Here is a 26,359-nt window from a genome sequence, read left to right on the forward strand (position 1 = left end):
CAAATCGGTTGATGGTGACGGGTCTATGCCGTCATCAGCGCTTCCTTTGCCCGACCGGGAATGGCCTCGATCAGGCTTTTCGTATAGGGGTGCTGTGGCATATCGAAGATTTCGCTCCCCGTTCCGAGTTCGACAACCTCGCCCTTCTGCATCACCATGACACGGTCGCAGATTTTTGCCGCGACGCGCAAATCATGGGTGATGAAGACGAGGGAAAGGTTGAGGTCTTTCTTGAGCCGGCCCAGCAATTCCAGAACCTGCGCCTGAATCGATACGTCGAGCGCCGACACCGCCTCGTCGGCGATGATGATCTCGGGCTCCAGCGCCAGCGCCCGGGCAATGCCGATACGCTGCCGCTGACCGCCGGAAAACTCATGCGGAAAACGGTTGGTCGCCTTGGGATCGAGACCGACCATCTCCATTAACTCGGCGGCGCGTGCCAAAGCCCGCTTTTCATCTTCGCCATAGGCGATCGGCCCCGAGGCGATGATGCGCCCAACCTTTTCGCGCGGATTGAGCGATGAAAACGGGTCCTGGAAGATCATCTGCATGCGCCGGCGCATGGCGCGGAGTTCTTCGCCTCTGAGATGCGCCATGTCCTGTCCGCCGAGCAAAATGCGTCCACCATCAGGGTCCTGCAGCCGCACGAGGCAGCGCCCCACCGAGGACTTGCCAGACCCGCTTTCCCCTACAATGCCGAGCGTCTCGCCGCGGCCAAGCGTGAAGGTGACATCCTTTGCCGCATGCACCTCGCGTACCTTAGAGAACAGCCCGCCGCCCATGCGATAGGTTTTCGAAAGATTTTCGACGGCGAGCAACGGCTCGCGGGTTTCGACACGCGCCATCCCTTCACCCGGACGCGGGATCGCGGCGATCAGCTTCCTCGTATAGGGATGCTGCGGCGAGAACAGCACCTCGTCCGCCGTGCCCTGCTCGACGATCCGGCCGAGCTGCATCACCGTCACATAGTCGGCGATCTCGGCCACGACACCGAAATCATGGGTGATGAACATCACCGCCATGTTGCGCTCCTTCTGGAGCCTGGCGATGAGTTTCAGGATCTGTGCCTGTGTCGTGACGTCGAGCGCCGTTGTCGGCTCGTCGGCAATCAGTACCTCGGGCTCGAGCGCCAGCGCCATAGCAATCATGACGCGCTGGCGCTGGCCACCCGAAAGCTGGAAAGGGTAGCTGTCTGCGGCCCTCCGGGGATCGGGCAAACCGACTTCGCCCAGAAGCGACAGCGCCTTTTCCTTTCGCTTCTTCGGTGTCAGCAAGCCATGCGCCTCGAAGACTTCCTCGATCTGCGCCGAAACCTTCATCAGGGGATTAAGCGCCGACATCGGCTCCTGAAAAATCATCGCCACCCGACGACCACGAATGGCATAGAGCGCATCCGCCGGCATGGTGATGAGATCGGTGGCGCCAAGCAGAATACGGCCCTGTGCCACGTGTACCGTTTCCGGCAGCAGGCCCATCAGTGCATTGGCCGACATGGATTTGCCCGATCCGCTTTCTCCGACCACGCAAAGCATCTCTCCGGGAAAGAGCTTGAAGCTGACACGATCGACCGCATAGGGCCGATCTGCGCCAACAGGCAGAGCGATGCTCAGCCTGTCGATATGCACGACCGGTTCGCCCCGCCCGTCTTTCTCCAGAGCACCCGGGTGTATAACGGCGGCGACGTCCTCAGATGTCACGGCATTGGTATCGATGATATCCGCCATGGTTACTTCCCTTTGCGCGCAAGGCGCGGGTTGAGGGCGTCGTTCAGCCCTTCGCCAACGAGGTTGAGCGCCAGCACCGTCAGAAGGATTGCAAGGCCGGGAAAGAAGCTGACCCACCAGGCTTGCCGGATGACGGTGCGACCGGCACCGATGATGTAACCCCAGGACATGATGTTGCGGTCGCCCAGCCCCAGGAAGGAGAGCGAGCTTTCGATCAGGATCGCCGCCGCGACCATCATCGAGGCCAGCACGATGATCGGCGAAAGCGTGTTCGGCAGGATCTGCCGCCAGATGATGGTCGAATGCGTCTGACCTGAAAGAACGGCGGCTTCGACAAATTCCCGCGACCTGAGCGCCATCACCTCACCGCGCAGAAGCCGGGCCACCGGCGGCCAGGAGACCACGGCGATTGAGATAACGATGGAATAGATACTCGGCTGAAAAATCGCCACCAGCACCACGGCCAGAGCGAAGCTCGGGACGCTCTGGAAGAACTCGGTGAACCGCATCAGCAGATCATCGACCCAACCGCCGAAGTAACCGGCGATTGCGCCGATCGGGATACCGATCAGCAGAGAGACAACGGTCGAGACGAGACCGACCAGCAGGGAGACCCGCGCACCGTGCGCAAGACCGGCGGCGAGATCGCGCCCCATCGGATCGGTTCCGAGCACGAAGGCATCCATGCTGAAAGGCGGAATGAATGGCCGCTGGACCATCGACCAGGGTGATTTGGTGTAGATGAACGGAGCGACGATCGAAAGGATGATGACCAGAAGCAGGATGACCAGACCGATGACGGCCCCGCGGTTCTGCGAAAAGCGTTTCCAGAAATCCTTCATGACGCCACCTTGATGCGCGGATCGACGAGGCGGTAAAGCACGTCGGTGATGAGGTTGAAGAGCAGGACCATCGCAGAAGAAATGACGAAGACACCGAGGAGCAGGTTGTAATCGCGCTGAGAAAGCGCATCGAACATCAGCCGGCCGATGCCCGGCCATGCGAACACGGTCTCGATCAGGACCGCGCCGCCCACCAACTGCCCCGCCTGCAATCCGGCAAGGGTCACGACCGGCAGAAGCGCATTGCGCAGCACGTGGCGGCGCTGGATGACGCCGGGACGCAAACCTTTGGCCTTGGCCGTCTTGACGAAATCGAGCCTGCCAACTTCCAGCATAGAGGCGCGGGTCATGCGGGCATAGACAGCCATGAAGAACAGGCCGAGTGTCATCGCCGGCAGGATCAGGTGCAACAAGATGTCAAGGGTGCGACCGAAGCCGGTGTAGTTGGCGCCGACGGTTTCGTAACCGAAGCCGGGCAGCCAGCCGAGTTGGACGGAAAACAGCAGCACGCCCATCAACGCCAGCCAGAACAGCGGCGTCGCATAGAAAATCAGCGCGACCAGCGAGATGATCGTGTCGGCCCACTTGCCCTGCCGCGCGGAAGCAAAGGCGCCGGCAGCAACACCAAGGCCGAGCGAGATGATGAAAGCGGAGAGAGACAGGAGGAGCGTCGCCGGCAGGCGCTCACCGATAAGCTGCAATACCGGCAGTTGTTGACGGTAGGAGTAACCGAGATCGAGCCGGACCACTGAGGAAACATAAATCCAGAGCTGCACATAAAGCGGTTGGTCAAGGCCGAAGCGCTCTCTAAGCTGTTGCAGGAAGGCGGGATCGGCATCGCCCGCTTCGCCGGCCATGACGGATGCCGGATCGCCCGGTGCGGCATGGATGAGGAAGAAATTGAGCACGGTGATACAGATCAGGATCACGATTGCCTTGAGCAATCGGCCCGAGATGAATCTCAGCATGAACATCGCTCCGACTGGATTTTTTCAGGTCAGGAATGAGCCAGGCGGAGACAGGTCTCCGCCTGATATCAACTTACTTTTTGATCCAGACGTCGCGCATGGATTCGGGCAGGCCGGAGGCGGTCGTCACGATATCCTGAACCTTGCAGTTGTAGATCGTCGGGAAACCGAGTTCGAGCAGCCAGGCAACCGGGACGTCTTCCTGAAGCTTCTTCTGCGCCTGATCGTAAAGCTCTTGACGCTTGGACGCCGGATAAGCGACGGCAGCCTGGTCGAACAGCTTGTCGAGTTCGGGATTGGAATAGCCCTCGACATTGTTGAAAGGGTTGCCCTTGGCGATCTGAGAGGTCTTGTAGTTCCGGTCCACGCCGATTGCCGGGTCACCATTCTGGTAGAGATAGGTGAAGGCGATGTCGTAGTCCCAGTTGGACGTGCGCTGGTTCCATCCGGCAACGTCGGCCGCTTCGATTTCAATCGCAATACCGACCTCTTCGAGATTCTGCTTCACGGCTTCCGCCCAGCGCTGCCAGGTCTCTCCATAGGGAAGCGGCAGGAGCTTCAGCGGCTTTCCGTCATAGCCGACCTCCTTTAGAAGCGTTTTGGCCTTGTCCGGGTCGTGCACATATTGCGGCTCGACATCCTTGTAGAAGGGAAGCTTTGACGACAGCGGGCCGGTCGCGACCTTGCCGTAGCCGTTCCACAGAACGTCTTTGGCGAATTCACGGTCGAGTGCATACATGATCGCCTGGCGGAACTTCACGTTATCCATCGGCGGCTTGCGGTTGTTGAGCCACAGCCAGGAGAGTGGTGCGAAATACTCCCAGCCCTTTTCCGTCGTGCAGGTATTGGGCAGGTCCTTCAGCCGCGGAATGTCGAAATTCTCGACCGAACCACCCGGCAACACGTCGATCTTGCCGGTCTCGAAAGCGACGGACCGCGATGCGCCATCCGGAATGACCTGATAATATAGTTCATCGAGATAGGGCTTGCCCTTGACGTAGTAATCCGGGTTCTTGACGAGATGGATGTAGCTGCCGCGCTTCCACTCGTCGAACTTGAACGGGCCAGTGCCGATCGGCTTGTCGTTGGCCGGATTGTTGGCGTAATCGGTGCCTTCATAGATATGCTTGGGCAGGACCGGCATCGTGTAGAAGGCCAGACCACGGATAAAGGCCTCGAAGGGTTCCTTCAGTTTGAACACGACGGTCTTGTCGTCCGGCGCGGTAACGCTTTCCACATGGGTCATCAGGTTGCGATGACGCGGCTGCATCTTCATGAGGTAGTCGTTGGCGGAGAACAGCACGTCCGCCGAGGTCATTGGCTTGCCGTCATGCCACTTCACGCCGTCCTGTAGCGTGAACGTATAGGTCAGGCCGTCCTCGGACACCGTCCAGGATTTGGCAAGCGACGGCTCTGGCTTGAGGTTCTCGTCATAGCGCAGCAGGCTCTCGTAGATATTGCCGCCGACAAGCAGAGCCGGACCGTTTGTGGTGGTGCCGATCATGATGCTCGGCGGCTCGGGCTGCACGATGAGGTTCAGTTTTCCGCCTGGCACGGCCTGAGCAAGGGCCGCCGTGGTGGTCACGACAAGGGCTATGGATGCAGAAATCAGTCGTCGCATGAAGTTCCCCTTATGGATTTTCGTTTGCGTGCAGACGTCACTTCGCGATCGCGTCGGAGCAACAATATACCAATATATCGATACATGATCTTGACTCCGGAGTTTGGCGCATGTCAAGCAACAAGGGCGATTTTTTGCATAAAACTTAAACTCAAGGATTTACCGCTCAAAAAATAATCATTTGCAGAAAATCTGCTACGCCATAGCTTAAAGCTGCAGTCGAGCAGCGAAAATCAGGCCTGGATGACGATGGAATTGATGAACAAAGAGGATACAAGAACGCCTCATATCGCGCTGGTCAGCAGCACTCTCGATCTTGCCTTTCTGAAGACCGCATTCGGGGCGGCCGGATTGGACGCTCGGGTGAGCATCTATCCTGAAGCCGGATTTGAAGCCGCAGATGTTGCCGTGGCATGGAACCCGCCGCACGGAATTCTGGCGAACATGCGCAACTTGAAAATGGTTCACAGCATCGCCGCAGGCCTGGACAACATATTCGCCGACCCAAACCTCCCCGACGTCCCTGTCTGCCGTGTCGTGGACAGCCAGCATGCACTTGGCATGGCGGAATATGCGATCTGGTCCGTCCTGCTGTTTCATCGGGAGATGGATCTGCACCTGCAAAACGCCTCGCAGCGGCTTTGGCAGCGTCCCGAACAGAGAGCGGCAAAGGATTTTACGGTTGGCATATTGGGCTTCGGCGCAATCGGACGAACCGTCGGACGCAGTCTGTGCGCGCTGAACTATGATGTTCGCGCGTGGGCGCGTTCGCCGAAGGAAGAAGCGGATATCCGCACCTATTGCGGCGACGGGCAATTGCCGGAATTTCTTTCTGGCTGCGATGCCCTGATCTGCCTGCTTCCGCTGACGGATGCCACCCGCGGCATATTGAATGCCAGCCTTTTCGCACTTCTGCCAAAAGGCGCTGCGATCATCAATATGGGGCGCGGCGAGCATATGGCAGAGGCCGATCTTCTGGCTGCAATTGACAGCGGCCATCTGCGCGGCGCGGTACTCGATGTCTTCGCCAAGGAACCCTTGCCCGAGGACAGCCTGTTATGGCGCCATCCCAAAATCTTCGCCACGCCGCATATCGCATCCACGCCTCATCCGAAGGATGTCGCCGCGCAGATTTTCGAGAATGCCACTCGCGTTCTGGCAGGACAGCAACCGTTCAATACCGGTAGTCGAGACAACGGCTATTGAACCGCCGGAGCCATCATCACGTTCAGCGTGGATAAATCGAAGCCGGGCTCCTGTGCGATCAGGCCCGGCTGATCCGCAAAAACATACTCGACGACTGCCGCGATATCGTTGAGATGCTGCCGCAGCAAATCATGCGCTCGATCAGCAACACCCGCCCTGATTGCTTCGTAAATGGCCCGATGCTCTTGCTCGACTTCGGCGAAATGGCCTGAGCGCGGGATAGCGACACGCCTTACCCGGTCAAGCTGTCCCGTGGCACTGTGAACAGCCTGCCAGATATCGGGGAAACCGGCAATCGTGCAAATCAGCCGATGAAAGTCATTGTCCACTGCAAAGGACTGATCATGGTCTTGCCGTTTCGACGCATCACTCTGAAGAAACATCAACAGATCGAAATCGCGATCATAAACTGCGTCATAGGACCGAGCAGCAAGCCGAACCATCCGTAGTTCCAGACTGGAACGGATGAGATGTCCTTCCATCACGCCCCGCAACGAGATAGTGTTGACGAAAGTGCCGCCGCTCGGCACCACCTTCACCAAACCTTCCTGCGCAAGCCGCAACACGGCCTCGCGCATCGGGGTGCGCGAAACGCCGAGCTCGGCACAGGTGTCCTTCTCGTTGATCGTTGCACCGGGCTGCATCTTCATCGTGATGATTGCATTTCGGATATAGTTATAGGCCATCAGCGCCTTGGGCTGGCCGACAGCGTTTCCGGACATGAAGTCGGACTGCTTAAAACGTGTGTTCATCTCCGCCTCCCCATGATGGATTTCAGCCAGCGCTATACCGGTATATCGCAGCTATTCTCTACAGTCTGCAAAAATATCGTCAGACTTGCGGGCGAAACGAACAGTGCGCGTTTTCGCTCCGGTGAGAACGGACAACAGAAGATTCATGGGGAGGGCTGCGGCTCTCGATCGGGGCTGCCTCCTTATTCCGCCATATAGTCAATACCACGGCAGCGAGCAACAAAGTCCCAAATATGAACAGTAAAGCTGCAGCCGCGATCGCCGGGTTGATATTGTCTCGGATGGTGGAAAACATCTGGCGCGCCAGTGTCCTCTGGTTCGGCCCGGCCACGAACAGCGTTAACACCACTTCGTCAAGCGACGTCGCAAATGCCAGAACCGCGCCGGTCAGGGTGCCGGGCATGGCGAGCGACAGGGTCACCTTGCCGAACACCCTTTGCGGCGAAGCGCCAGCAGCGCCTGCTTTTTTCCAGCCGGTGCAATCTTGACGAGCAGCGCATAGGGATGACCGAGCAGTACGCAGAAGATAGTGACCGTCGCGGAAATCCAGAATGTCCGCCCGAAGATCGCCACGTTGATGGTCTGCTCGGGCAACTGTGACACGATATCACCAGCGTCGTTTCGCATCAGGTCGACGGCAGCGAGAAGATAGCGATCGGTCGCTGGCGAAAGGGCGTCAGTAATCGCCGTCCAGTATTGCGGCTGGCTCCATTTCCTGCGGGTGATACTCACGGTTGACAACGGACAGGCACTTTCTCATGCTGGTTAAAACAGGAGAAAGGGAACATCCATGAACATCCGCACACGTTTTCTGTCGATCGGCGCGGTCGTTGGCGCCCTCGCTCTCGGCGTCAGCTTGGCAGGTGCCCAGGCACCAGTTTTTTTCCGGATTGGCACGGGCGGCACAGCTGGAACGTATTATCCCATTGGCGGGCTGATCGCCAATGCCATTTCGGGCGCCGGCGATAAGGGTGTCACTGGACTGGTGTCCACTGCAGTCGCCTCGAATGGATCGGTTGCCAATATCAACGCCATCCAGGGCGGCTCAATGGAGTCCGGCTTCACCCAGTCGGATGTCGCCTTTTGGGCACATAGCGGCACAGGTCTCTACGAAGGCAAAGGCAAGGTCGAGGATCTTCGACTGATTGCCACCCTCTATCCAGAAACAATTCATCTGGTCGCCCGGAAAGATGCCGGGATCAAGTCAGTGGCGGACCTTAAGGGCAAGCGGGTTTCCGTTGACGAGCCCGGTTCGGGCACGATCGTCGACGCCCGGATTGTTCTGGGGGCCTACGGTTTGAAGGAAAGCGACATCAAAGCCGAATATCTCAAGCCTGGCCCCGCTGGCGACCGCTTGCGGGACGGTGGATTGGACGCCTATTTCTTTGTCGGTGGCTATCCGACCGGTGCAATCTCGGAACTCGCGACGTCAAGTGGCATCTCACTGGTGCCGATCAGCGGTCCGGAGGTCGACAAGCTGATAAGTGATTACACGTTCTTTTCGAAGGATACGGTTCCGGCTGACACCTACAAAGATGTCGCGGAGACACCGACGATTTCCGTGGCAGCTCAATGGGTAACGAGTGCCAAGCAGCCGGACGATCTGGTCTACAAGATCACTAAGGTCATGTGGAATGATGCCACCCGCGCAGCACTCGATGCCGGGCATGCCAAGGGCAAGATGATTACACTCATGAACGCGACGACCAGTCTTGGTATCCCGCTCCATCCCGGTGCGGAGAAATTCTATAAGGAAGCCGGCGTTCTCAAGTAAACGTGGGAGACCCGATTTGCGATGCGGTGACAGGCTGAGGCCGGTCGCCGCATCGACCGTTTATACAAATGCAAGGATTTCCGCATGGGCGACAATACGGCCGTCAAGGCCTCTCCTATGGAGCTGGATGAAGCACGGGCGCGCGAGCTCGAAGAGCAGTTCGATGCCGAAATCCGATTCCGGCGGCTGGCGCCACTCGCTGCCCGCTTTGTCGGAGCGCTGCTGATCGCGTTGTCGATCTTTCATTATTACACTGCGGGCTTTGGCCTTTTGTCGGAGGTCATGCATCGGGGCATCCACCTGTCCTTTGTCCTCGGTCTGATTTTCCTTGTTTTCCCCGTCTCACGTCGTGGTTACGGCGAAGTGGCGGCTTCCACTGTGCTTCGGCCTCTGGGCATATCGCTTTTCGATTGGGCGCTGGCAATCGGTGCAGTCGTCGCCGTGATGCACGTGCCGTTCATCCCGCTCGACGATCTTGCCTTCCGCGTTGGAAATCCCACGAACACAGACGTCGTCCTGGGCGGCCTGCTGGTACTGGTTCTTCTTGAGGCGACCCGCCGTTCGGTCGGCTGGCCTCTACCGATCATCGCCGTCCTGTTCATGGCCTATTCCCTGTACGGGCCATCGATGCCTGGCATCCTGGTCCATCCCGGCGCGAGCTTCTCGCAGTTGATCAATCACCTCTATCTCACCAGCCAAGGCATATATGGCATCGCACTCGGCGTCGTCGCCACCTATGTTTTCCATTTTGTACTGTTCGGGGTTTTTGCCACACGTATCGGGCTCGGTCAGTTGTTCCTGGATTGTGCCGCGTGGGTAGCGGGGCGGTATGCTGGTGGTCCGGCCAAGATATCGATTTTCGGATCGGCATTGTTCGGCATGATCTCCGGCTCGTCCGTTGCCAATACGGTCACCGTCGGCTCGCTCACGATACCGGCGATGATCCGGCTTGGCTACAAGCGCACCTTCGCCGCAGCCGTCGAATCCGCGTCGTCCACCGGTGGCCAGATCACGCCGCCGATCATGGGGGCGGCAGCATTTCTAATGATCGAATTCCTCAATCTCCCCTACACTACGATCATCCTGGCAGCGCTCGTTCCGGCTTTCATGCACTTCTTCGGAGTTTTGGTTCAGGTTCACTTCGAAGCAAAGCGCGACGGTCTTCGCGGCATGACCGATGACGAAATGCCGGATCTCAAGGAGGCCTTCAAGCGCGACTGGCCGACCGTCATCCCCCTCATCGTGCTGATCGGTATCCTGCTCTCGGGTTTCACCCCATACCTGGCGGCATTCTGGGGAATAACGCTCTGCATCGCGGTCGGCCTCATCAATCCGCGCCGACGCATGTCGTTGACGGAAGTCTTCGAGGGACTGCGGGACGGCGCCAAATACGCGCTTGCTGTTGGCGCAGCGGCAGCCACCGTTGGCATCATCGTTGGGGTCGTGACGCTGACCGGCGTCGGCTTCAAGATTTCCTACATAGTCACCACGACTGCAGCAGAAATAGCCGGCTGGGTCGGTACGATGGTTCCGACTGCCTGGTTCGGACCGCAGACACTGACGCTGTTGTTCACGCTGATTATGACTGGCGTCGTCTGCATCCTGATGGGCTGCGGTATTCCGACGACCGCCAACTACATTATTATGGCAACCATCGCCGCCCCGACGCTCGGCATGCTTGGCGTGGAGCCTATCGTCGCGCATTTCTTTGTCTTCTATTACGGTGTGCTTGCCGACATCACGCCTCCAGTCGCGCTCGCCGCCTATGCGGCGGCCGGCATGGCGGGAGCCGACCCATTCAAGACCGGAAATACAGCGTTCCGCCTTGGCTTGGGAAAAGTCCTCGTCCCGTTTGTTTTCGTGTTCTCGCCGTCGCTGCTGCTGGTGACAACCAACTTCTCCTGGAGCGATTTTACCGTTGCCTTCGTTGGCTGCGTGCTGGGCATTACATTTCTCGGGTCCGCCCTCTCCGGTTTCCTGCTTGTCAGAACCTTCTGGTGGGAGAGAACAATGCTGATCTTGGCGGCGATCCTGTTAGTCGTTCCCGAACTCGTGTCGTCGCTCATAGGACTGCTTTTGGCCGCTCCTGTATTGGGGCGGCAATTCACCGCCGCCAGACAGGTAAAGATGTGAGAGTTGAGCGTCATCGCTTCTCTGCGATCCCCCGATCGAAGAATTTGCCTGTGACGATCCCAACAATGCCCTGTCGCAACCACGTTCTTTGGCGTCAAACTTTGAATGAGAATAGAAATCCCAATCATGAAGGTCATTATCGAGACGAGGACTTTTGGCTTCGAGCGGATAACGTCCAAGGTAGTTGTGCCTGAGAGGCTGACGCGCAAAGCCGCCTCCGCCTGCGAAACGGCGCTTCAGGCGCAGGACTACAAGCGCCATTATGCCGAGAATGCCCACCTTTCATACGATGATCTACGAAGCGTCCGGCAATGGCTTCCTGGCCGAGGAGGAGAACTGATGGGGTTGCATCGCTGTCGCAGCTGAATGCGTCGTCCACATTGAAGGCTCGTGCTGCGTAGCTTCATCATGCGGCGGCTGATGTCGACCGCGAAGACAACCATGCACCCGGCAGCGATCTTCAGACAAATTCAATCTTGACGCCCCAGCTGCGATTAGACAACCCCATCAGTTCACACCACCCGCATTCATTCCGTCCAAAACCAATGACCTTCAAGCAAGACTCCATGCATGCGAGTCTATCAGATGATTTTTTGACCAAATGGTCAGGTTTTGATCTGCCTCCGGCAAGTTGAATAAGTTACATCATGCAGAAACAATCGATAATTCATACAACTAGCTGACTGGCACGAATTTTGCTGCGTTTCTTACGGTGCAAACACTGCCATCAGGGGAACGTCATGACCACCAAGCCTCAGTTGCCAAAGACCACGCCATCGGAATCCAGCCAGATCACGCGCCGCACGCTTCTTGGCAGTGCTGTGTCGGGAACGGCTGCCGCCACTTTCGGGAATTTCACCATCTTCTCGCGCCAGGCGCAGGCGGCCGAGCCGCTGCGCGTTCTGTGCTGGCCGGGCTATGAAGAGAGGGACGTGATCGCCGAGTTCGAGGATCTCCACAAGACCAAGGTCGAGTTCAAGATCTATATCGGCGGCGAGCAGATGCTGCAGTTCTTCGCCCAGACGCCGCCCGGCACATTTGATGCGATTATCTCTGACGCCGAATATGTTCAGAAGCTGAAGGCCAACAAAGCGATCGAAGCCTACAAGACCGAAGGTTTTGCGGAACTCGCCAACTACCACCCGAAATTCCGCGATTTTGCCCCGACCAAGGGCGAAACGGCCGGCACGGTTTACGGCATCCCGACCCGCTTCTCTTTCTACGGCATTTCCTACAATACCGAAGAGATGTCTGCCGAGCAGGCCGCCGACTGGAATTCGCTGCTCGATCCGAAATATGCGGGCAAGATCGGCATGTTCGACTGGTACCTGCCGAACCTCGGCAATGCCAGCCTGGCGATCAATCCGGGCAACCAGACGCCTTACGCAATCACCGACGACCAGCTGAAGCAGGTCAAAGAGTTCCTGACCAAGCTGCGGCCGCAGATCGGCATGTTCGGCTCGTCCAACCAACCGATCGCCCAGGCGATGCTGGCCGGCGACATCATCGCTTCGCCGACCGGCGACCTCGACATCGACCTGAAGCTTGCAGGCTACGATAATTTCTCCTCCACGATCCCGAAACAGGGCGGCATCCGCTGGCAGGAAGTTGCCTGCGTCTGCTCGGCTTCGAAGAACAAGGATCTGGCGATGGAATGGGTCAAGTACATGACCTCCCCCAAGGTCCAATCGAAGCTCGTTTATACCAAGGCGTTCAAGGCCCGCGGCCCGAACATGAAGATCGTCGACTACTGGGATGACGACCAGAAGAAGCTTCTGTCCTACGTTCCGGATCCGGCCAATCCGGGCAAGATGCTGGTCGAGACGCTGATCGACCGCTCCATGCCGCGCGGTCTGCCAAGCAACCAGCCGGAACAGGCGTGGATCGACGTGTTCAACGAGTTCAAGACGGCCTGAGGTCGGTGGTTCTGAACGCCCGGCGCTTAATTGAGGTCGTCATGCTCGGGACAAGCCCGAGGATGACGCCACCAAGCACCGCGCCAGCCAATTAATCACAAGCGCCCCGGAATGCCGGGGCGCTGCTCCACTCTTCAATGGGACATTCCATGACCACCACCCCCGATCTCGAACTTCTCGCCATTACCAAGAGCTTCGACACCTTCACGGCCGTCGACAGCATCAATCTGAAGGTCGGCCGGGGTGAATTCGTGGCGATCATGGGGCCTTCCGGCTGTGGCAAGACGACCCTTCTGCGGATTCTCGCAGGCCTCGAAAATGCGTCGTCCGGCCAGCTCTATATCCGTGGCAAGGACGTTTCCGATGTGCCGGTGAACCTGCGCTCCACCCGGCTTGTCTGGCAGAATTACGCGCTCTTTCCGCATCTCGACGTGGCCGGCAATATTGCCTTCGGCCTGACGTTGAAGCCTTATGACAAGGCCGTCGTCGCCGGCAAGGTGAAGGCGATGGCCGAGCTTGTCGGCCTCTCCGACCTTATGGGCCGCAAGATCAGCCAGCTGTCCGGTGGCCAAAAGCAGCGCGTCGCGCTTGCCCGTGCACTCGTGACCGAGCCGGAAATCCTGCTGCTCGACGAGCCGCTTTCCGCGCTCGACGCACATCTCAGAATTCGAATGCAGGGCGAGCTGCGCCGTATCCAGAAGCAACTCGGCATGGCCTTCATCTATGTCACCCACAATCAGGTCGAGGCCTTTTCCATGGCCGACCGCGTGGTGGTCATGAACAAGGGCAGGATCGAGCAGATCGATGTCCCGGAAGAAATGTATGCCCGCCCCAAGACGGAATTCGTCGCCCGTTTCGTCGGCACCAACAATCTCTTTGCCGGCCGCATTCAGGAAGTCGGGCAAGGCCATGTCATCGTCCATTGCGCCCATGGTCAGGTCGTGGTCTCGACCGACGATCCGCCGCCGATCGGCGCCTCCGTCTCCGTCGTTGTCCAGGCAGACAAGCTGACGCCGGCTCCGACGGGTATTGCCGGAGAAAACCGGCTGGATGCAACGCTGCGCGGCCGCGAATATGCCGGCTCTCACAACATCTATCTTCTCGATCTCGTCGACGGAACCGAAGTGAAGATGACTGTGCCGCAGGTTCTTGCCGTCGAGATAAACCGGAAGATCACCGCCTGGTTCTCGCCGGCCAATGCCTCGCTCATCCGGGAGGCGGCATGACGACAATGGAACCCACGGGCGAAACCCCGACCGCAAAACGCGTGAAAACGCCGAACGACAGCCCGCTAAAAATCTGGTTCCTGGCGCCGCTCGCCATCTGGCTGACGGTCCTCTTCCTGCTGCCGCTGATCTTCCTGCTCTGGATCGGCTTCTGGCGCGTCGAGAATTTCCAGACCATTCCGGATTTTTCGCTCGGTAATTACAGCGAAATCTTTTCGAGCTTCTTCTCGAAATCACGTTACGGGCTGGCGCTGATCCAGTCGCTCTGGGTGGCGATCACCACCGCCTTCTTCGCGACCATCCTGTCCTACATGGTGGCGCTCTCGATTGCCTTTGCCGTGCCGGCGCGCTGGCAGCGGCTGGCGCTGCTGTTTGCCATCGCCCCGTTCTGGTCGAGCTATGTGCTGCGGCTCTATTCCTGGCAGACGATCCTGTCGCGCAACGGCGTCATCAATTCGGTTCTGAAACAGTTCGGGCTTTCCGACTACCGGATCGACGTCATCTATACCCAGATCGCCACCCGTATCGGCCTGATCCATTATCTGGCGCCGATCCTGATCGTCATTCTCTATGTCAGCATCCTCGCCATCGACAAGGTGCTGATCGAGGCGGCGCGGGAACTGGGCTGTACGCGCTGGCAGGCTTTTACACGCGTCATCCTACCGCTTTCCCGCTTCGGTCTCATGACCGCAGCAAGTTTCGCCGTCATCGTTTCGCTGGGTGACGCGCTTTCCGGAAACCTGCTCGGCGGCGGCGCCGGCATGTCGATCATCGGCAAGCTGCCGACCTATGCCTCGATGATTATGTCGGATTATTCGAGTTCCACCAACCTGCCGCGCACCTCGGCGCTGGCGACGATCCTGATCGTTGTCATGGTTCTGGCGCTCACCGCCGGCTTCGTGGCGGCCGACCGAGCCCGGCGGAGGACAAGCTGATGACCGCAATATCCAAAAGCAATCCCTGGATATTTTTAGGGCGCCTCTGGCTCGGCATTGCCTATGCCTTCATGTTCCTGCCGCTCGTGGTTCTAGTCCTCTTCTCCTTCCAGAAGAACCGCTTTCCGGGCTTCCCGCTACAGGGGTTTACGCTGAAATGGTATGACAAGCTTTTTTCCGACGGCACGCTGCTCAATGCGCTCGGCAACACGATGATCGTTTCGCCGGCAGCCGCAACGATCGCGACCGTCATCGCCTTTTTCGCGGCCTACGCCTTCAACCGCTTCGCTTTCCGCGGCAAGACGACCTTTCTGGCACTGGTGACGCTGCCGATCCTGATCCCACCGCTCATCCTCGGCGTCGGTTTTCTCGGGCTTCTGGCCCGCATTCACCTGTCCGGCACGCTGTTTGCGGTCTTCCTCACCCATGTCGTGCTGATCACAGCACCGGCGCTTGCCATTATCCAGCTGCGGCTGGCGCAGATGCCGGCCTCTCTCGAAGAAGCGGCTTGGGATCTCGGCGCCACCGAATGGCAGGCGGTGACCAAGGTTGTGCTGCCCTTTGCGCTGCCCGGCATTTTCGGTGCCTGGCTGCTCGCCTTCACCTTCTCCTTCGACGAATTCATCATCGCCTGGTTCGTCTCCGGCTTCCAGCCGACCCTGCCGGTGGCGATCTATTCGGTTCTCGTCGCCGCCATCGATCCATCCTTGAATGCGATTGGTACGATCGTCTTTGGCATTTCCTGCCTCCTCCTCATCGGCCTCGAACTCGTCCTGCTGCCGCTTCTGGTCGGCAGGTCCAAGAATCAATCGTAGAGTTTTTTTCATGCGCCTCCTGTTCCGGAACGCCACCCTTCTTTCCATGGACAAGACCCATGGGGCCACGCCGTTCACGGGCGACCTTCTCGTCGAAGGCGACCGGATTTCGGCGATTGGCACGGATCTTCCGCTGCCGCCCGAGGCACGCGTCATAGATGCTTCCGGCAGGCTCCTGATGCCCGGCCTCGTCAATGCCCACCTGCATTCGTCTGAAACCTTCTTCAAGGGCCGTTATCAGGGCATGCCGCTCGAAGTCTGGATGCTCTACTCCTATCCAATCCTGATGAACGCCCCCCTTTCGGAAAGGCTGCTTTACCTGCGCAGCCTGCTGACGGCGATGGAATCCCTGAAGGCCGGCGTCACGACGCTGGTCGACGATTTCTTCGATCCGCCCGGTTTCGAAGCCGGCCGCCTGAAACTCGTCTATGACGCTTATGACCACGCCGGCATTCGCGCCAATGTTTCCCATTGCGTGATTGACAAACACGTCTTCGACACCATGCCCTATCTGCGGGAGATCATGCCGGCTGACCTGCAGGCCGAGGTGGAGGGCCCTTCCATCACTACGGCCGATTACATTGCGTATTGCCAGGACATCTTCGCGTCCCAGCACGGCCGCGCCGGGCGGCTTGGCTTCATGGTCTCGGCCTCCGCCCCGCAGCGCTGTTCTGCAGACTTGATGCAGGCCTGTGTGGCGCTGGCTCAGGAAAAGAGCGTGCCCTACCACACCCATGTTCTGGAGACGAAGACACAGGCCGTGACCGGGCCGGAATTCTACGGCAAGAGCCTGATCCGCTACATGCACGATCTCGGCCTGCTGACGCAGAACACGACGATTGCCCATTCGATCTGGGTGAGCGATGACGACATGGCGCTGATGGGGGCTGCGGGCTGTTCGGTCGCCCACAACGCCGTCTCCAACCTGAAGCTCGGTTCCGGCATCGCGCCGGTCCGTCGCCTGCTTGATGCGGGCGTGCATGTCGGTCTCGGCACGGACGGGCTTTCCAGCAACGACACTGCCCGCATCTTCGACGTGATGCGGTTCGCCGCATTGCTGCACGATATCGCAGCGCCGGATACGGACGGCTGGATGACGGCCGTCGAAGTCCTACGTTCGGCAACAATCGAGGGCGCGCGCACGGCCATGCTCGACGAGATCACCGGCTCGCTCGAAATCGGTAAGCGTGCCGACCTGATCATGCTCGATATCTCCGGTTACGATTACATGCCGATGAACCGGCTCGACCACCATCTCGTCTATTGCGAGAACGGCTCGAACATCCGTATGGTCGTCGTCAACGGCGAGATCACCGTGGAGGATGGCAGGCTGCTGACCATTAACGAGGCGGAGATTTTCGCCGAACTGCGCGCGATCCTGCCCGCCTACATGTCCGAACATGCGGAACTCGAAAAGCTCAACGCCCGCTTCGAACCCTACATGCGGGAAATGTATCGCCGCGCGACGATCCAGGACATCGGCATGAACCGCTATCAGGGCGACCTGCCGCTCTGGCGCGGTGCCAATCATTGAGGACGCCGGCATGAGCATGTTTCTTCCGGCACAGGTGATCCGCGCCAAGCGCAATCGCGAGGTCCTGTCCGATGCCGATATCCGTCGCTTCGTTGAAGGCATCGGGGCTGGCGAAGTCTCCGAGGCGCAGATCGGCGCCTTCACCATGGCCTGTTTCCTGAACGGAATGACACCGCAGGAGACGGCGGCCCTGACACTCGCCATGCGCGATTCCGGCGATGTGGTGGACTGGTCGGGAAGCGGTTTTGCCCCGGAAACGATCATCGAAAAACATTCGACCGGCGGCACGGGTGACGAGAATGTCAGCCTGATCGTCGCCCCGCTGGTGGCCGCCTGCGGAGTCGCCATGCCGATGATTTCCGCACGCGGGCTTGGCCATACCGGCGGCGAGGTCGACCTGATGGAGGCGATGCCGGGTGTTGCGATCGCACCTTCGACCGAGATGTTTCGTCAGGCCGTGATTTCGGCAGGTGCCGCGATCATCGGCCCGACGCCAAAACTCGCGCCGGCGGATGCGGCGATCTATTATGTCCGCGATGTCACTGCGACGGTGGAATCGATCCCACTGATCACCGCCTCGATCCTGTCGAAGAAACTTGCCGCTGGCGTTTCCGGCCTTGTCATGAGCGTCAATTACGGTTCCGGCGCCTTCATGCCGACCTACGCGGAGGCGGAAGCGCTGGCAAAAAGCCTGATCGCGGTTGCCCGCATCGCCGGCCTGCCCATGGTCGCCCCGATCGTCGAGATGGACGAGATCATGGGCGATGCGATCGGCAGCCGGCTGCAGCTGCGCGAGGTGATCGAATTCCTGTCGGGGGACAAGCAGGAGAGCCGCATCCGGGCGCTGGTGATGGATATTTCTGCTGAAATCCTAGTCATGGCCCGGCTCGCGGCCTCGAAGGATGAGGCAATCGCCTTGGCCGAAGCACGGCTTGTGGATAGATCGGCCCTCGACCGCTTCCAGCGCATGGTCACGGCGCTCGGCGGCCCGGCAGATCTTGTCGCAAATCCCGATACCTATTTCCCGCCGGCTCCCGTCATTGCGCCTCTCCCTTCACCGGCGACCGGCTTCGTCGAAAAGGTCGATGCCTATGCGATCGGCATCGCGTTGGTCGGCCTCGGTGCCGGCCGCAAGCTGGCGAGCGATCTCCTCGACCAGGATGTCGGCCTGACCGGCACGGTGCATATCGGCGATGCGGTCGCGGCAGGTGAGCCACTCTGTTTCCTTCATTGCCGCAGCCAGGCCGATTTCGATAGCGCGGCGCAAGCAATCACCGCGGCCATCACCATCGGCGACACACAACCGGACCGGCGGCCGGTCGTCACCGGCCGCCTTTCCACCCTCGATTAACAAGAGCTTGAGAAAACCATGGCATTTGCCCAAGAATACGCAATCACCGACATCTGCCTTCTCGTTAAGGACACCCAGCGCTCGATCGATTTTTATGTCGACAAGCTCGGTTTCGAGATCAACCGCCGCGCCGAGGGCTTTGTCGAGTTCAACGGCGCCGGCCTTACCCTCGCCTGCTGGGAGATCGATCACCTGAGCGACAATACCGGCGTTTCGAATGCCAAGGCGGAAGGGCCGCACAAGGCCTGTATCGCCGTGCGTGTACCTTCGCCGAAAGCGGTTGATGCCTCCTATGCGGAGCTGAAGGACAAGGGCGTGGCCTTCTACGGCGAGCCCGCCGACTATGTCTGGAATGCCCGCAGCGCCTATTTCATTGGCCCCGACGATGAGCTCTGGGAAATCTACGCCTGGAAGGACGGTGGCTCGATGGGTAATTACTGAGCCGCCCGCCTTTTTCTCAATTGGCGCCGGCTTCGACCGGCGCGTAACGCCAGGGCTCGATGGTCGCGGGGCGACCCTGCAGCGACAGCGTCGCGGTGCGCGGCGCGGTTTCGGCGATCACCTTCCCGCGACGGATGACGGCGAGACGGTTGGCTTTCATCCTGACGGCCTCGATCGTGTCGCGGGCCTCTAGCAGGACGAGATCGGCATTGCAGCCAACCGCGATGCCGTAACCTTCAAGTCCAAAAGTTTTTGCTGGGTTTTCGGTGATCGTCTTGAAGCAGGATTTGACCGCATCGCGGCTGGTCATATGGCCGGTATGCACCGCCATATGCGCGACTTCCAGCATGTCGGCGCTGCCGAAGGAATACCAGGGGTCCATGCAGCTGTCCTGGCCGAAGGCGACATTGACGCCGAGCGCCATCAGTTCCGGCACCCGCATCATGCCGCGCCGCTTCGGATAGGTGTCATGCCGGCCCTGCAGCACGATATTGGCGAGCGGGTTCGGCACGCAATGAATCTCGGCCTCGGCGATCAGCGGCAACAGCTTCGATGCGTAATAATTGTCCATAGAGTGCATGGAGGTCAGGTGCGACCCCGCCACCCGGCCCTTGAGACCAAGCCGCTGGGTTTCGTAAGCCAGGCTCTCAATATGCCGCGACATCGGATCGTCGGTTTCGTCACAATGCAGATCGACCATCAACCCGCGTTCGGCGGCGATTTCGCAGAGCGCCTTTACCGAAAGCCGGCCATCCTCCATCGTCCGCTCGAAATGCGGAATGCCGCCGACCACGTCGACGCCCATGTCCAGCGACCTGATCAGGTTTTTGGCAGCTGTCGGCGAACGATAAAAACCATCCTGCGGGAAGGCGACCAGCTGCAGGTCGAGATAGTCCTTCACCAGATCCTTGACCTCAAGCAGCGCCTCGACGCCGACCAGCCGGTCATCGCAGACATCGACATGGGACCGGACGGCAAGCAGGCCCTGCGAGACGGCGAGATCGCAATAACGCAGCGCGCGCTCGATCACGGCTTCCTTGGTCAACAACGGCTTCAGCTCGCCCCAGAGCTGGATGCCTTCGAGCAGCGTGCCGGAGCGGTTGAGCCGTGGCGTGCCGAGCGAAAGCGTCGCGTCCATGTGGAAATGAATGTCGATGAAGGGCACCGTCACGAGCTTGCCGCCGGCATCGATGACGCGGCCTGCCTCGGCAGAAATCCCGGCCTCCACGGCAACGATCTTGCCGCCCGAAACGGCGATGTCGATGCCGGTCCGGTCATCGGGAAGATTGGCGTTCTTGACGAGTAGATCGAAGGTCATCGGTTGGCTCCGGACATGTTGGTGGTGTCTCTCCCCAGACTGAGCATCGATCGCCGGTTCTCATGATTGGACCGGTCGTTGTTATGGCCGCAGACTAGATGTAACCTGACGAAGTCGTCAATTTTTTAGATCGCTCCGGCTTGAGGAAATGCAACTGCGCGCGCCTACCTCGCAAACGGCAGTTCGTTTATACCGCTGCAAAATAAGGACACGTGGCAGATGCCGCGTCGGAAAGGACGGAACATGGCCCGGACAGCGGAAAAACTCGACGAGAAGATCCGTGCCCGCAACATCAGGATCATCCTCGATGTCGCCATCGACGTGTTCTCACGCAAGGGTTTCGACGGCACCCGGATTGCCGAGATTGCCGAATTGGCAAAACTCCCCAAAGCAAACATCTATTATTATTTTTCCTCCAAGGAGGAAATTTACTCGACCATTATCGCAAACCTTATCTCAGGATGGGACGATGCCCTGTCGAATTTGCGTACCGACCGGGATCCCGCAGATGCCCTACGCGACTACGTCTGCGCCAAGCTTGAATATACCCGCAAAAACCCGCGGGAATCACGGCTTTTTGCCAGCGAAATCATACGGGGTGCCCGCTTCCTGAGTGAGGAGGATCGTGCACACATGCGTGCTGCCACCGACAAATATGTGGCAGTTCTTGACCGTTGGATGCAGGAAGGGAGGATGGCAAAGGTTGATGCCCGGCATTTCTTCATCATGCTCTGGGGCGCAACACAGTTCTACAGCGATTTCGAACCGCTCGCCTGCGACGCGCTTCACAGCAGGAGTATCTCCAAGCGGGATTACGACACGGCCGCGGAGACCATCATGAATTCCATCGTTCGCGGCGTCATTCCTTCATAGGATACGCGCTGACCGGCGCCACTCGTGCCCTTCGGCCAGAGCGATTTCAAAACGAATGCTTCGGTTGGGGTGAAAACTTGGGGGGCCGCCTTGCCCATCCCCTACCCTGTAAAACAGGCATGATGCATTTGGGGAAGATTCTCCAGTAATGTCCTTTGTCATATACAGAAATCGGCCGGCAGGCCGCTCCCGTGCCGTTTTCCGGACGCGGACAGTCCCCGGGCATTCTGGGAGAATCTGATCGCCAAGTGTGAAAGCATTGTTCATCTGTCGCGGCAGCAACTGCGGCAAAAGGGCGTGCCCGAGGCGGTTCTCGAAACGGTAGTGTAATTGCCAGCAACAGCGCCACGCCTACGGGCACCACCAGGCCCGGCTTGTAACCGCTGCCGATCAGATTTCGAAAGCACGGGGGGCGACCCCTGTCGGCCGGGTATCATCATCGTCATCCTCCGGCACGACGATGCCGGTACAGCGAAACGTTCCGCTGATGTCGTTCTTCACGCAAATCTCGTAGCCGTCCCTGCTTAGAAAGAACGCGGCACAGATATTGTCCGGCATCCGGTCCGGAAGGATGCAGATCTCGGCAAGAGGCCGGGAACTGGCGTCGGATTCCCCAATCCCGACCGCCTCCCCTCCTAAAATGAGGGGAAGCATGGCTATTGAGGCGCCGAAGAGGCTCTGCACAACTGAGATCTCGATCATGTTCCGTTCCGGGGATCTGGCGTTATCGTTGAAAGCTGCGCGTGCCGGTCGCCGTGCCGCCGCGCGGGCCTGTTCTCGTCACGCTGCACGAATGCGTGTTGGTGCTGCAGTTGCGGACGCGGGAGGCACTGTTGCCATACGGCCCAACGATTTCCCTCGTAGCCGTGCATTCCCCGCCGCTGCACGTCCGGGTATGGTTTGTGGAGCCTCCGTAGACACCTGTCGCTGAACGGGTCGCGGTGCAACTTCCGTCGGCGCAATTGACAGACCGGTCATAGGAGGTGACACGTGGCGGAGGAGCGACGGGATAGACCGGATAGGAGCGATAATAGCGTGCCCAGCTTCCGTACCAGGGATAGGCGGCATAATAGTTGTCCCAATAAACCTTGTTAAAGGCGACGACCGTCACGCCAACGGAAGGTGCTACGGCGGGCGTCAGGATCACCGGCCCGCCCTTGTAGACCACCTGGATGTAGTTGGCGGACACCCATCCGCGATAGCTGGCGAAGCTGATGTCGCACCAGGTATAGCCGCTCAGGCAGCCGTGCGTGGCAATTCGCGCGCCGGCTGGAACAACGGTCACGACCGGGTATCCGGTCGACGGTCCGGCTCTCAAGTTGACGTTTCCTGTCGCAACCGTCGCGGCGTTGGCGAAGGATGAGGCACCGGCAAAAATGGCCAGCGCCAGCAGCAATTTCTTCAGCATAGGCTTCTCCTGTCATAAGCAGCGCCGGCTGGCGCAGCGGGAACAAGGAGAAAATCAGCCCCGAAGTTGGCTGCGGTCTTTCACCGGTGTTGCGTTTTGTTGCGATTTGTATCAGCCAGGGCGCTCCCATCCGGCCCGGAGACGTTTTCGGCCACAATCCGGCCATCCCTGAGTTCGATCGTCCGGTCGAAGAGGTCCTGCACACGCGGATCATGGGTGACAACCGCCACGCCCGCCCTCCTCGTATCGGCGATCTGCCGAAAGAGAGTAATCGCTTGTCGGCCACGCACACTGTCAAGTGCCGCCGTCGGCTCGTCGGCGAGAATAAGGGCAGGATCGTTTGCCAGCGCCCGCGCAACGGCCACGCGTTGCTGTTCGCCTCCCGACAGCCGTGTCGGAAGATTGTCGACACGATGCGCGAGATCGACGCTGCCAAGCAGCCGCGAAGCATAGTCGCGCGCAGGGCGCGCCGGCACATCGTCGATCTCGAGCGCGAGCGCCACGTTTTCGACCGCCGACAGAAACGGAATGAGATTGGCCTTCTGGAAAACGAAACCGATATTGTTGCGTCTGAAGTCACGGAGGCCGTCGAGGTTGGCATCGGGTTGGGAAACGAGCCGGTTGCGAATATAGATTTCGCCGGTCGTGGGCGGCTCCAAAAGGCCGGCAATCAGCAGCAGCGTACTTTTGCCAGACCCGCTGGGTCCGAGAATGCCAACGACTTCGCCCGGATGGATATCGAAAGAGACGCCGTCGAGGGCGCGCACCACCGTCTCGCCGCTGCGGTAGTGGCGGCAGGCGTTGCGGACACTTAGGATCGGCATAGCGTTCATGACAGGATTTCCTGCGCCCGGACCTTGAGAGCCCGCGAAATGCCAAGCAGGCTGGCGAAGCCGCAGATCACCGCCATGGCGAGCGCAAGCATGCCGATATCGACGAGATCGATCACGACCCTGCGCGGAAAGTTCGGGAAGATCAAATGGGACAGGACAAGGCCGAGAACCAGGCCACCTGCCCCAATCAGATAGGACTGTTGGGCGATCATGCCCACAATGACGGAGTTGCGTGCGCCGATCAGCTTCAGCATGGCGATCTGATGACGCTTTTCCATGGTCAGCATGTATATGATGAGCGAAACGACGATGGCCATCACCAGCATTAGGACCGCGGTGAAGGCAAGGATCTGCACTCTCAACCGCCAAAGTCTCTGGTTCAGAAGCAGGTTTTCCTGATCGGCCTTGCTCAGAACGTTTGCGTCTCCCCAAGCCATGATCGCCGCGCGGACGGCTTTTTCGTCAGCAGCCTGCTCGAGCGTTACCAGCGTCGCGGCAATCTTGCTGTCCTGTTGCACCGAACTGCCGTTTGCGGCGCTTCGGCTACCGCCTGTTTCCTTTCGGGCAAGCAGCACCTCTTCGCTTGTCCGCCTCTGGGCAATCGCCATGGCATCGTTCACCGAAACGAAGAGCAGTCCATCGCCACTCATGTCGACCATCCCTCGCGTCAGGCCAACGATGGTATAATCGTCCTGCCCGAGCCGGACGCGGTCGCCGAGACCGAGCCCGATGCTTGCGTCTGCGATAGCCTCGAAATGCCCGTTTCCCAGATGCCGGCCGGCGGTCAACGGCACCCATTCCCCGCGGTCCTTCGGATAGTCGACCCCCGTGATGGAGGCGCGCAACTGCCGATCGCGAAAGGCGAATTGCTGGCTGATCTGTACGAAACGGCGGACATCGGCCACGCCGGCAATGCCCTCCACCCGATGATCCATATCGGAGGATATCGCCGAGCTTTCCGAAAAGGGACCGGAACGCCCGCCCTGCACGACCCACAGATCCGCGCCGATCCGGTCGATAATTAACAAAGCATCCTCAACGATACCCCGATAGAGGCCGATCATGCCAATCGACGCGGTTACCAGAAAAGCCACGCCGGTCGCGATCATCAAAAAACGTCCGAGATTGTGGCGAATGTCCTTGAGGCCGAGATTCATGGCCGAAACCCCGGTTCGGCGATAGGCATGAACGCGTAGACACGCTTCGGGTCGATCACGACGACGTCACCCTCATTGAGACCGCTCCACACCTCGACGCGTTTTCCGCCGATCGGTCCGAGTTCAACAGGCCGCCAGACAGCCCGGCCTCCAACGACCGCCCATACCCCAGGATGCCCATCCCTTCGAACAATTGCGGCACCTGGAACGGCAATGACGCCCGTCCTGCCGTCGAGGGCGATGGTCGCGCTGCCGCGCTGCCCGATCGCCCAGTTCGGCGGCAACAGGTCCGGCGCGATATCAACGGTGAATTCCCGCGTTTCAGTATCGACTTCCCGCCCGATACGGCGCACTTCGCCGCTGACCGGAACCACCTGCGAATTGAACGTGATTGTTACGTCCTGCCCTTGGGATAGGGAGGCGATCGCGCTTTCGTCGAAACGGGCCGTGAGTACGATACTCGCAGGATCAACGACTTCCACGATCGCTGTGCCGGGCGAAACGATGTCGCCGAGATTGAGGTTGCGCGCCACCACAATGCCGTCGATCGGAGCACGGATCACCGACTTGTCCAATTGTGCCTGATTGACTTCCACCGTTGCAGCAGCCTCAGCTTCCTGCGCTTCGGCCTGCAGGATAAGGGATCGTGCCTTGGCCAGATCCGCCTCGGCTTGCTGGACCGTTGTTTGGGCCGATTCCAGCGCTGACAGTGTTGACGTGCCGGTGCGTTGCAGCTCATGCTGCCGGGCAAGCGCCGAGCGGGCATTCGCGAGCGTGGCTTCAGCACGCCGGCTATCGGCATGCGACGCTTCCACGGCTTTGCGCGCCGCCTCTTGCGAGGCGATGGAGACGCTGAGTTGTGCTTTCAGTTCCTCGGCATTGACTTCGGCGATGATCTCACCCTTGCGCAGCGTGTCGTTGCGGTCGACATGGAGGGCGGTAATCACCCCCTGCAAACTGGAGCTGACATTGGCCTTGTTGATCGCGTCCAATGTGCCGGGGCCATTTATGTCCGCCTGAAAGAAGCTGCGGCCCACCGGCATCACCTCGGCGGACCTGGGCATCAGATAGCGCATCGACAGCAAAATTGTCGCCACCACGAGCATGCCGCCAACAAGCATCGCCACCGTCCTGCCTGGCCGCAAGGGCGCGGAAGGGGGCCGGACGGGAGCGCCGGGCAGCCGGTCCTCGCCAGATCGAAGGCCGATTGGCGAGACCGAGGTCAATTGCTCCGGATCGACTCTTTCGCCCATGCCGGCTTCACCCGCCCGTTGATGGGTGACGTTTTTCCCGCGCGGAAACTCTTCTACCGGAGTATTGGCTGAACTTGGATGCAAGAGACTATACTCCAGACAATGTTGTACCCGACGGGACCCGTCGGACGAGACGGTGCTCCTTTGAAGGCGCGGGCACGATCACGGAATGCTGTCCAAGCCCGAAACCACCGCACCCGGAACCGGAATTGCCACTGTCGGAAAATTTCTTTGCTGGGCCATCAACCAGGCTTTTCAGGTTGTTGAGATATTTTTCCG

Annotated in this window: 24 protein-coding genes and 1 pseudogene; 12 read left to right on the forward strand and 13 right to left on the reverse strand. The window is 59.4% G+C overall.

All coding sequences use genetic code 11. The features are described from left to right. Positions 1-23 precede the first annotated feature (23 nt). The 4 genes from ACQZ5K_RS03145 to ACQZ5K_RS03160 form a co-directional block, all read right to left on the reverse strand. The gene (locus tag ACQZ5K_RS03145) at positions 24-1,724 is read right to left on the reverse strand and encodes an ABC transporter ATP-binding protein (RefSeq protein WP_448739632.1); all 1,701 of its coding nucleotides are present in this window, start codon (positions 1,722-1,724) and stop codon (positions 24-26) included. A 2-nt stretch (positions 1,725-1,726) separates the two neighbouring features. Then, a complete protein-coding gene (locus ACQZ5K_RS03150) occupies positions 1,727-2,566 on the reverse strand; it encodes an ABC transporter permease (RefSeq protein ID WP_448739633.1) in 840 nt (279 codons plus the stop codon). Beyond that, positions 2,563-3,534, reverse strand: a complete 972-nt coding sequence (locus tag ACQZ5K_RS03155; protein WP_448739634.1) for an ABC transporter permease — start codon at positions 3,532-3,534, stop codon at positions 2,563-2,565. The genes ACQZ5K_RS03150 and ACQZ5K_RS03155 overlap by 4 nt, the downstream gene beginning before the upstream one ends. A gap of 73 nt (positions 3,535-3,607) precedes the next feature. Continuing rightward, the gene (locus ACQZ5K_RS03160) at positions 3,608-5,155 is read right to left on the reverse strand and encodes an ABC transporter substrate-binding protein (protein WP_448739635.1); all 1,548 of its coding nucleotides are present in this window, start codon (positions 5,153-5,155) and stop codon (positions 3,608-3,610) included. Positions 5,156-5,413: 258 nt separating this feature from the next. On the opposite strand from ACQZ5K_RS03160, the gene ACQZ5K_RS03165 reads away from it, so the two are divergent. Next, positions 5,414-6,361, forward strand: a complete 948-nt coding sequence (locus tag ACQZ5K_RS03165; protein ID WP_448739636.1) for a 2-hydroxyacid dehydrogenase — start codon at positions 5,414-5,416, stop codon at positions 6,359-6,361. On the opposite strand, the gene ACQZ5K_RS03170 is transcribed toward ACQZ5K_RS03165, so the two are convergent. From ACQZ5K_RS03170 to ACQZ5K_RS03180, 3 genes and pseudogenes are all read right to left on the reverse strand, one after another. Further along, on the reverse strand, positions 6,355-7,113 hold the full coding sequence (locus ACQZ5K_RS03170) for a GntR family transcriptional regulator (protein WP_448739637.1): 759 nt from the start codon (positions 7,111-7,113) through the stop codon (positions 6,355-6,357). The two genes, ACQZ5K_RS03165 and ACQZ5K_RS03170, sit on opposite strands and share 7 nt — an antisense overlap. 172 nt (positions 7,114-7,285) lie before the next feature. Continuing rightward, positions 7,286-7,576, reverse strand: a pseudogene (locus ACQZ5K_RS03175) (ABC transporter permease); the annotation flags it as partial. Continuing rightward, positions 7,531-7,845, reverse strand: a complete 315-nt coding sequence (locus ACQZ5K_RS03180; RefSeq protein ID WP_448739638.1) for a hypothetical protein — start codon at positions 7,843-7,845, stop codon at positions 7,531-7,533. The pseudogene ACQZ5K_RS03175 and the gene ACQZ5K_RS03180, both read right to left, overlap by 46 nt. Before the next feature lie 58 nt (positions 7,846-7,903). Here ACQZ5K_RS03180 and ACQZ5K_RS03185 point away from each other — a divergent pair, with 58 nt between their 5' ends. The 10 genes from ACQZ5K_RS03185 to ACQZ5K_RS03230 all read left to right on the forward strand — a co-directional run bounded on the left by ACQZ5K_RS03185 (position 7,904) and on the right by ACQZ5K_RS03230 (position 19,238). Next, the gene (locus ACQZ5K_RS03185; protein ID WP_448739639.1) at positions 7,904-8,887 is read left to right on the forward strand and encodes a TAXI family TRAP transporter solute-binding subunit; all 984 of its coding nucleotides are present in this window, start codon (positions 7,904-7,906) and stop codon (positions 8,885-8,887) included. Between the two features lie 84 nt (positions 8,888-8,971). Beyond that, a complete protein-coding gene (locus ACQZ5K_RS03190; RefSeq protein WP_448739640.1) occupies positions 8,972-11,020 on the forward strand; it encodes a TRAP transporter permease in 2,049 nt (682 codons plus the stop codon). 126 nt (positions 11,021-11,146) lie between these two features. Then, complete coding sequence (locus tag ACQZ5K_RS03195) at positions 11,147-11,386, forward strand: hypothetical protein (protein ID WP_448739641.1); 240 nt, start codon at positions 11,147-11,149, stop codon at positions 11,384-11,386. Between the two features lie 374 nt (positions 11,387-11,760). Beyond that, positions 11,761-12,936 (forward strand): ABC transporter substrate-binding protein, encoded by a 1,176-nt coding sequence (locus ACQZ5K_RS03200; protein ID WP_448739642.1) that lies wholly within the window; start codon positions 11,761-11,763, stop codon positions 12,934-12,936. A gap of 149 nt (positions 12,937-13,085) precedes the next feature. Further along, entirely contained in the window at positions 13,086-14,162 is a 1,077-nt protein-coding gene (locus ACQZ5K_RS03205; RefSeq protein WP_448739643.1) for an ABC transporter ATP-binding protein, read from the forward strand. Next, positions 14,159-15,097, forward strand: coding sequence for an ABC transporter permease (locus ACQZ5K_RS03210; RefSeq protein WP_448739644.1), 939 nt, complete (start codon positions 14,159-14,161; stop codon positions 15,095-15,097). The genes ACQZ5K_RS03205 and ACQZ5K_RS03210 overlap by 4 nt, the downstream gene beginning before the upstream one ends. Next, complete coding sequence (locus ACQZ5K_RS03215) at positions 15,097-15,912, forward strand: ABC transporter permease (RefSeq protein ID WP_448739645.1); 816 nt, start codon at positions 15,097-15,099, stop codon at positions 15,910-15,912. Before ACQZ5K_RS03210 ends, ACQZ5K_RS03215 begins: the two co-directional genes overlap by 1 nt. Positions 15,913-15,922: 10 nt before the next feature. Then, positions 15,923-17,446 carry an amidohydrolase family protein gene (locus ACQZ5K_RS03220; protein WP_448739646.1) on the forward strand — a complete coding sequence of 508 codons (1,524 nt, stop codon included), beginning with the start codon at positions 15,923-15,925 and terminating at the stop codon, positions 17,444-17,446. A gap of 10 nt (positions 17,447-17,456) precedes the next feature. Beyond that, positions 17,457-18,797, forward strand: coding sequence for a thymidine phosphorylase (locus tag ACQZ5K_RS03225; RefSeq protein WP_448739647.1), 1,341 nt, complete (start codon positions 17,457-17,459; stop codon positions 18,795-18,797). A gap of 18 nt (positions 18,798-18,815) precedes the next feature. Further along, positions 18,816-19,238, forward strand: a complete 423-nt coding sequence (locus ACQZ5K_RS03230) for a VOC family protein (protein WP_448739648.1) — start codon at positions 18,816-18,818, stop codon at positions 19,236-19,238. Positions 19,239-19,254: 16 nt separating this feature from the next. Here the strand turns inward: ACQZ5K_RS03230 and ACQZ5K_RS03235 are convergent, their stop codons facing one another. Continuing rightward, on the reverse strand, positions 19,255-20,556 hold the full coding sequence (locus ACQZ5K_RS03235) for an amidohydrolase family protein (protein WP_448739649.1): 1,302 nt from the start codon (positions 20,554-20,556) through the stop codon (positions 19,255-19,257). A 243-nt stretch (positions 20,557-20,799) separates the two neighbouring features. On the opposite strand from ACQZ5K_RS03235, the gene ACQZ5K_RS03240 reads away from it, so the two are divergent. Then, positions 20,800-21,429: a TetR family transcriptional regulator C-terminal domain-containing protein gene (locus tag ACQZ5K_RS03240; RefSeq protein ID WP_448739650.1), complete on the forward strand. Its 630-nt coding sequence runs from the start codon at positions 20,800-20,802 to the stop codon at positions 21,427-21,429. 390 nt (positions 21,430-21,819) lie between these two features. Here the strand turns inward: ACQZ5K_RS03240 and ACQZ5K_RS03245 are convergent, their stop codons facing one another. From ACQZ5K_RS03245 to ACQZ5K_RS03265, 5 genes are all read right to left on the reverse strand, one after another. After that, the gene (locus ACQZ5K_RS03245) at positions 21,820-22,131 is read right to left on the reverse strand and encodes a hypothetical protein (RefSeq protein ID WP_448739651.1); all 312 of its coding nucleotides are present in this window, start codon (positions 22,129-22,131) and stop codon (positions 21,820-21,822) included. A gap of 22 nt (positions 22,132-22,153) precedes the next feature. After that, positions 22,154-22,837: an SH3 domain-containing protein gene (locus ACQZ5K_RS03250; protein WP_448739652.1), complete on the reverse strand. Its 684-nt coding sequence runs from the start codon at positions 22,835-22,837 to the stop codon at positions 22,154-22,156. An 80-nt stretch (positions 22,838-22,917) separates the two neighbouring features. Next, a complete protein-coding gene (locus ACQZ5K_RS03255; protein WP_448739653.1) occupies positions 22,918-23,670 on the reverse strand; it encodes an ABC transporter ATP-binding protein in 753 nt (250 codons plus the stop codon). Continuing rightward, complete coding sequence (locus ACQZ5K_RS03260) at positions 23,667-24,827, reverse strand: ABC transporter permease (protein ID WP_448739654.1); 1,161 nt, start codon at positions 24,825-24,827, stop codon at positions 23,667-23,669. The genes ACQZ5K_RS03255 and ACQZ5K_RS03260 overlap by 4 nt, the downstream gene beginning before the upstream one ends. Beyond that, positions 24,824-26,164, reverse strand: a complete 1,341-nt coding sequence (locus ACQZ5K_RS03265; protein ID WP_448739655.1) for an efflux RND transporter periplasmic adaptor subunit — start codon at positions 26,162-26,164, stop codon at positions 24,824-24,826. Before ACQZ5K_RS03265 ends, ACQZ5K_RS03260 begins: the two co-directional genes overlap by 4 nt. Positions 26,165-26,359 lie beyond the last annotated feature (195 nt).

This window comes from Agrobacterium sp. 22-226-1, assembly GCF_053522345.1.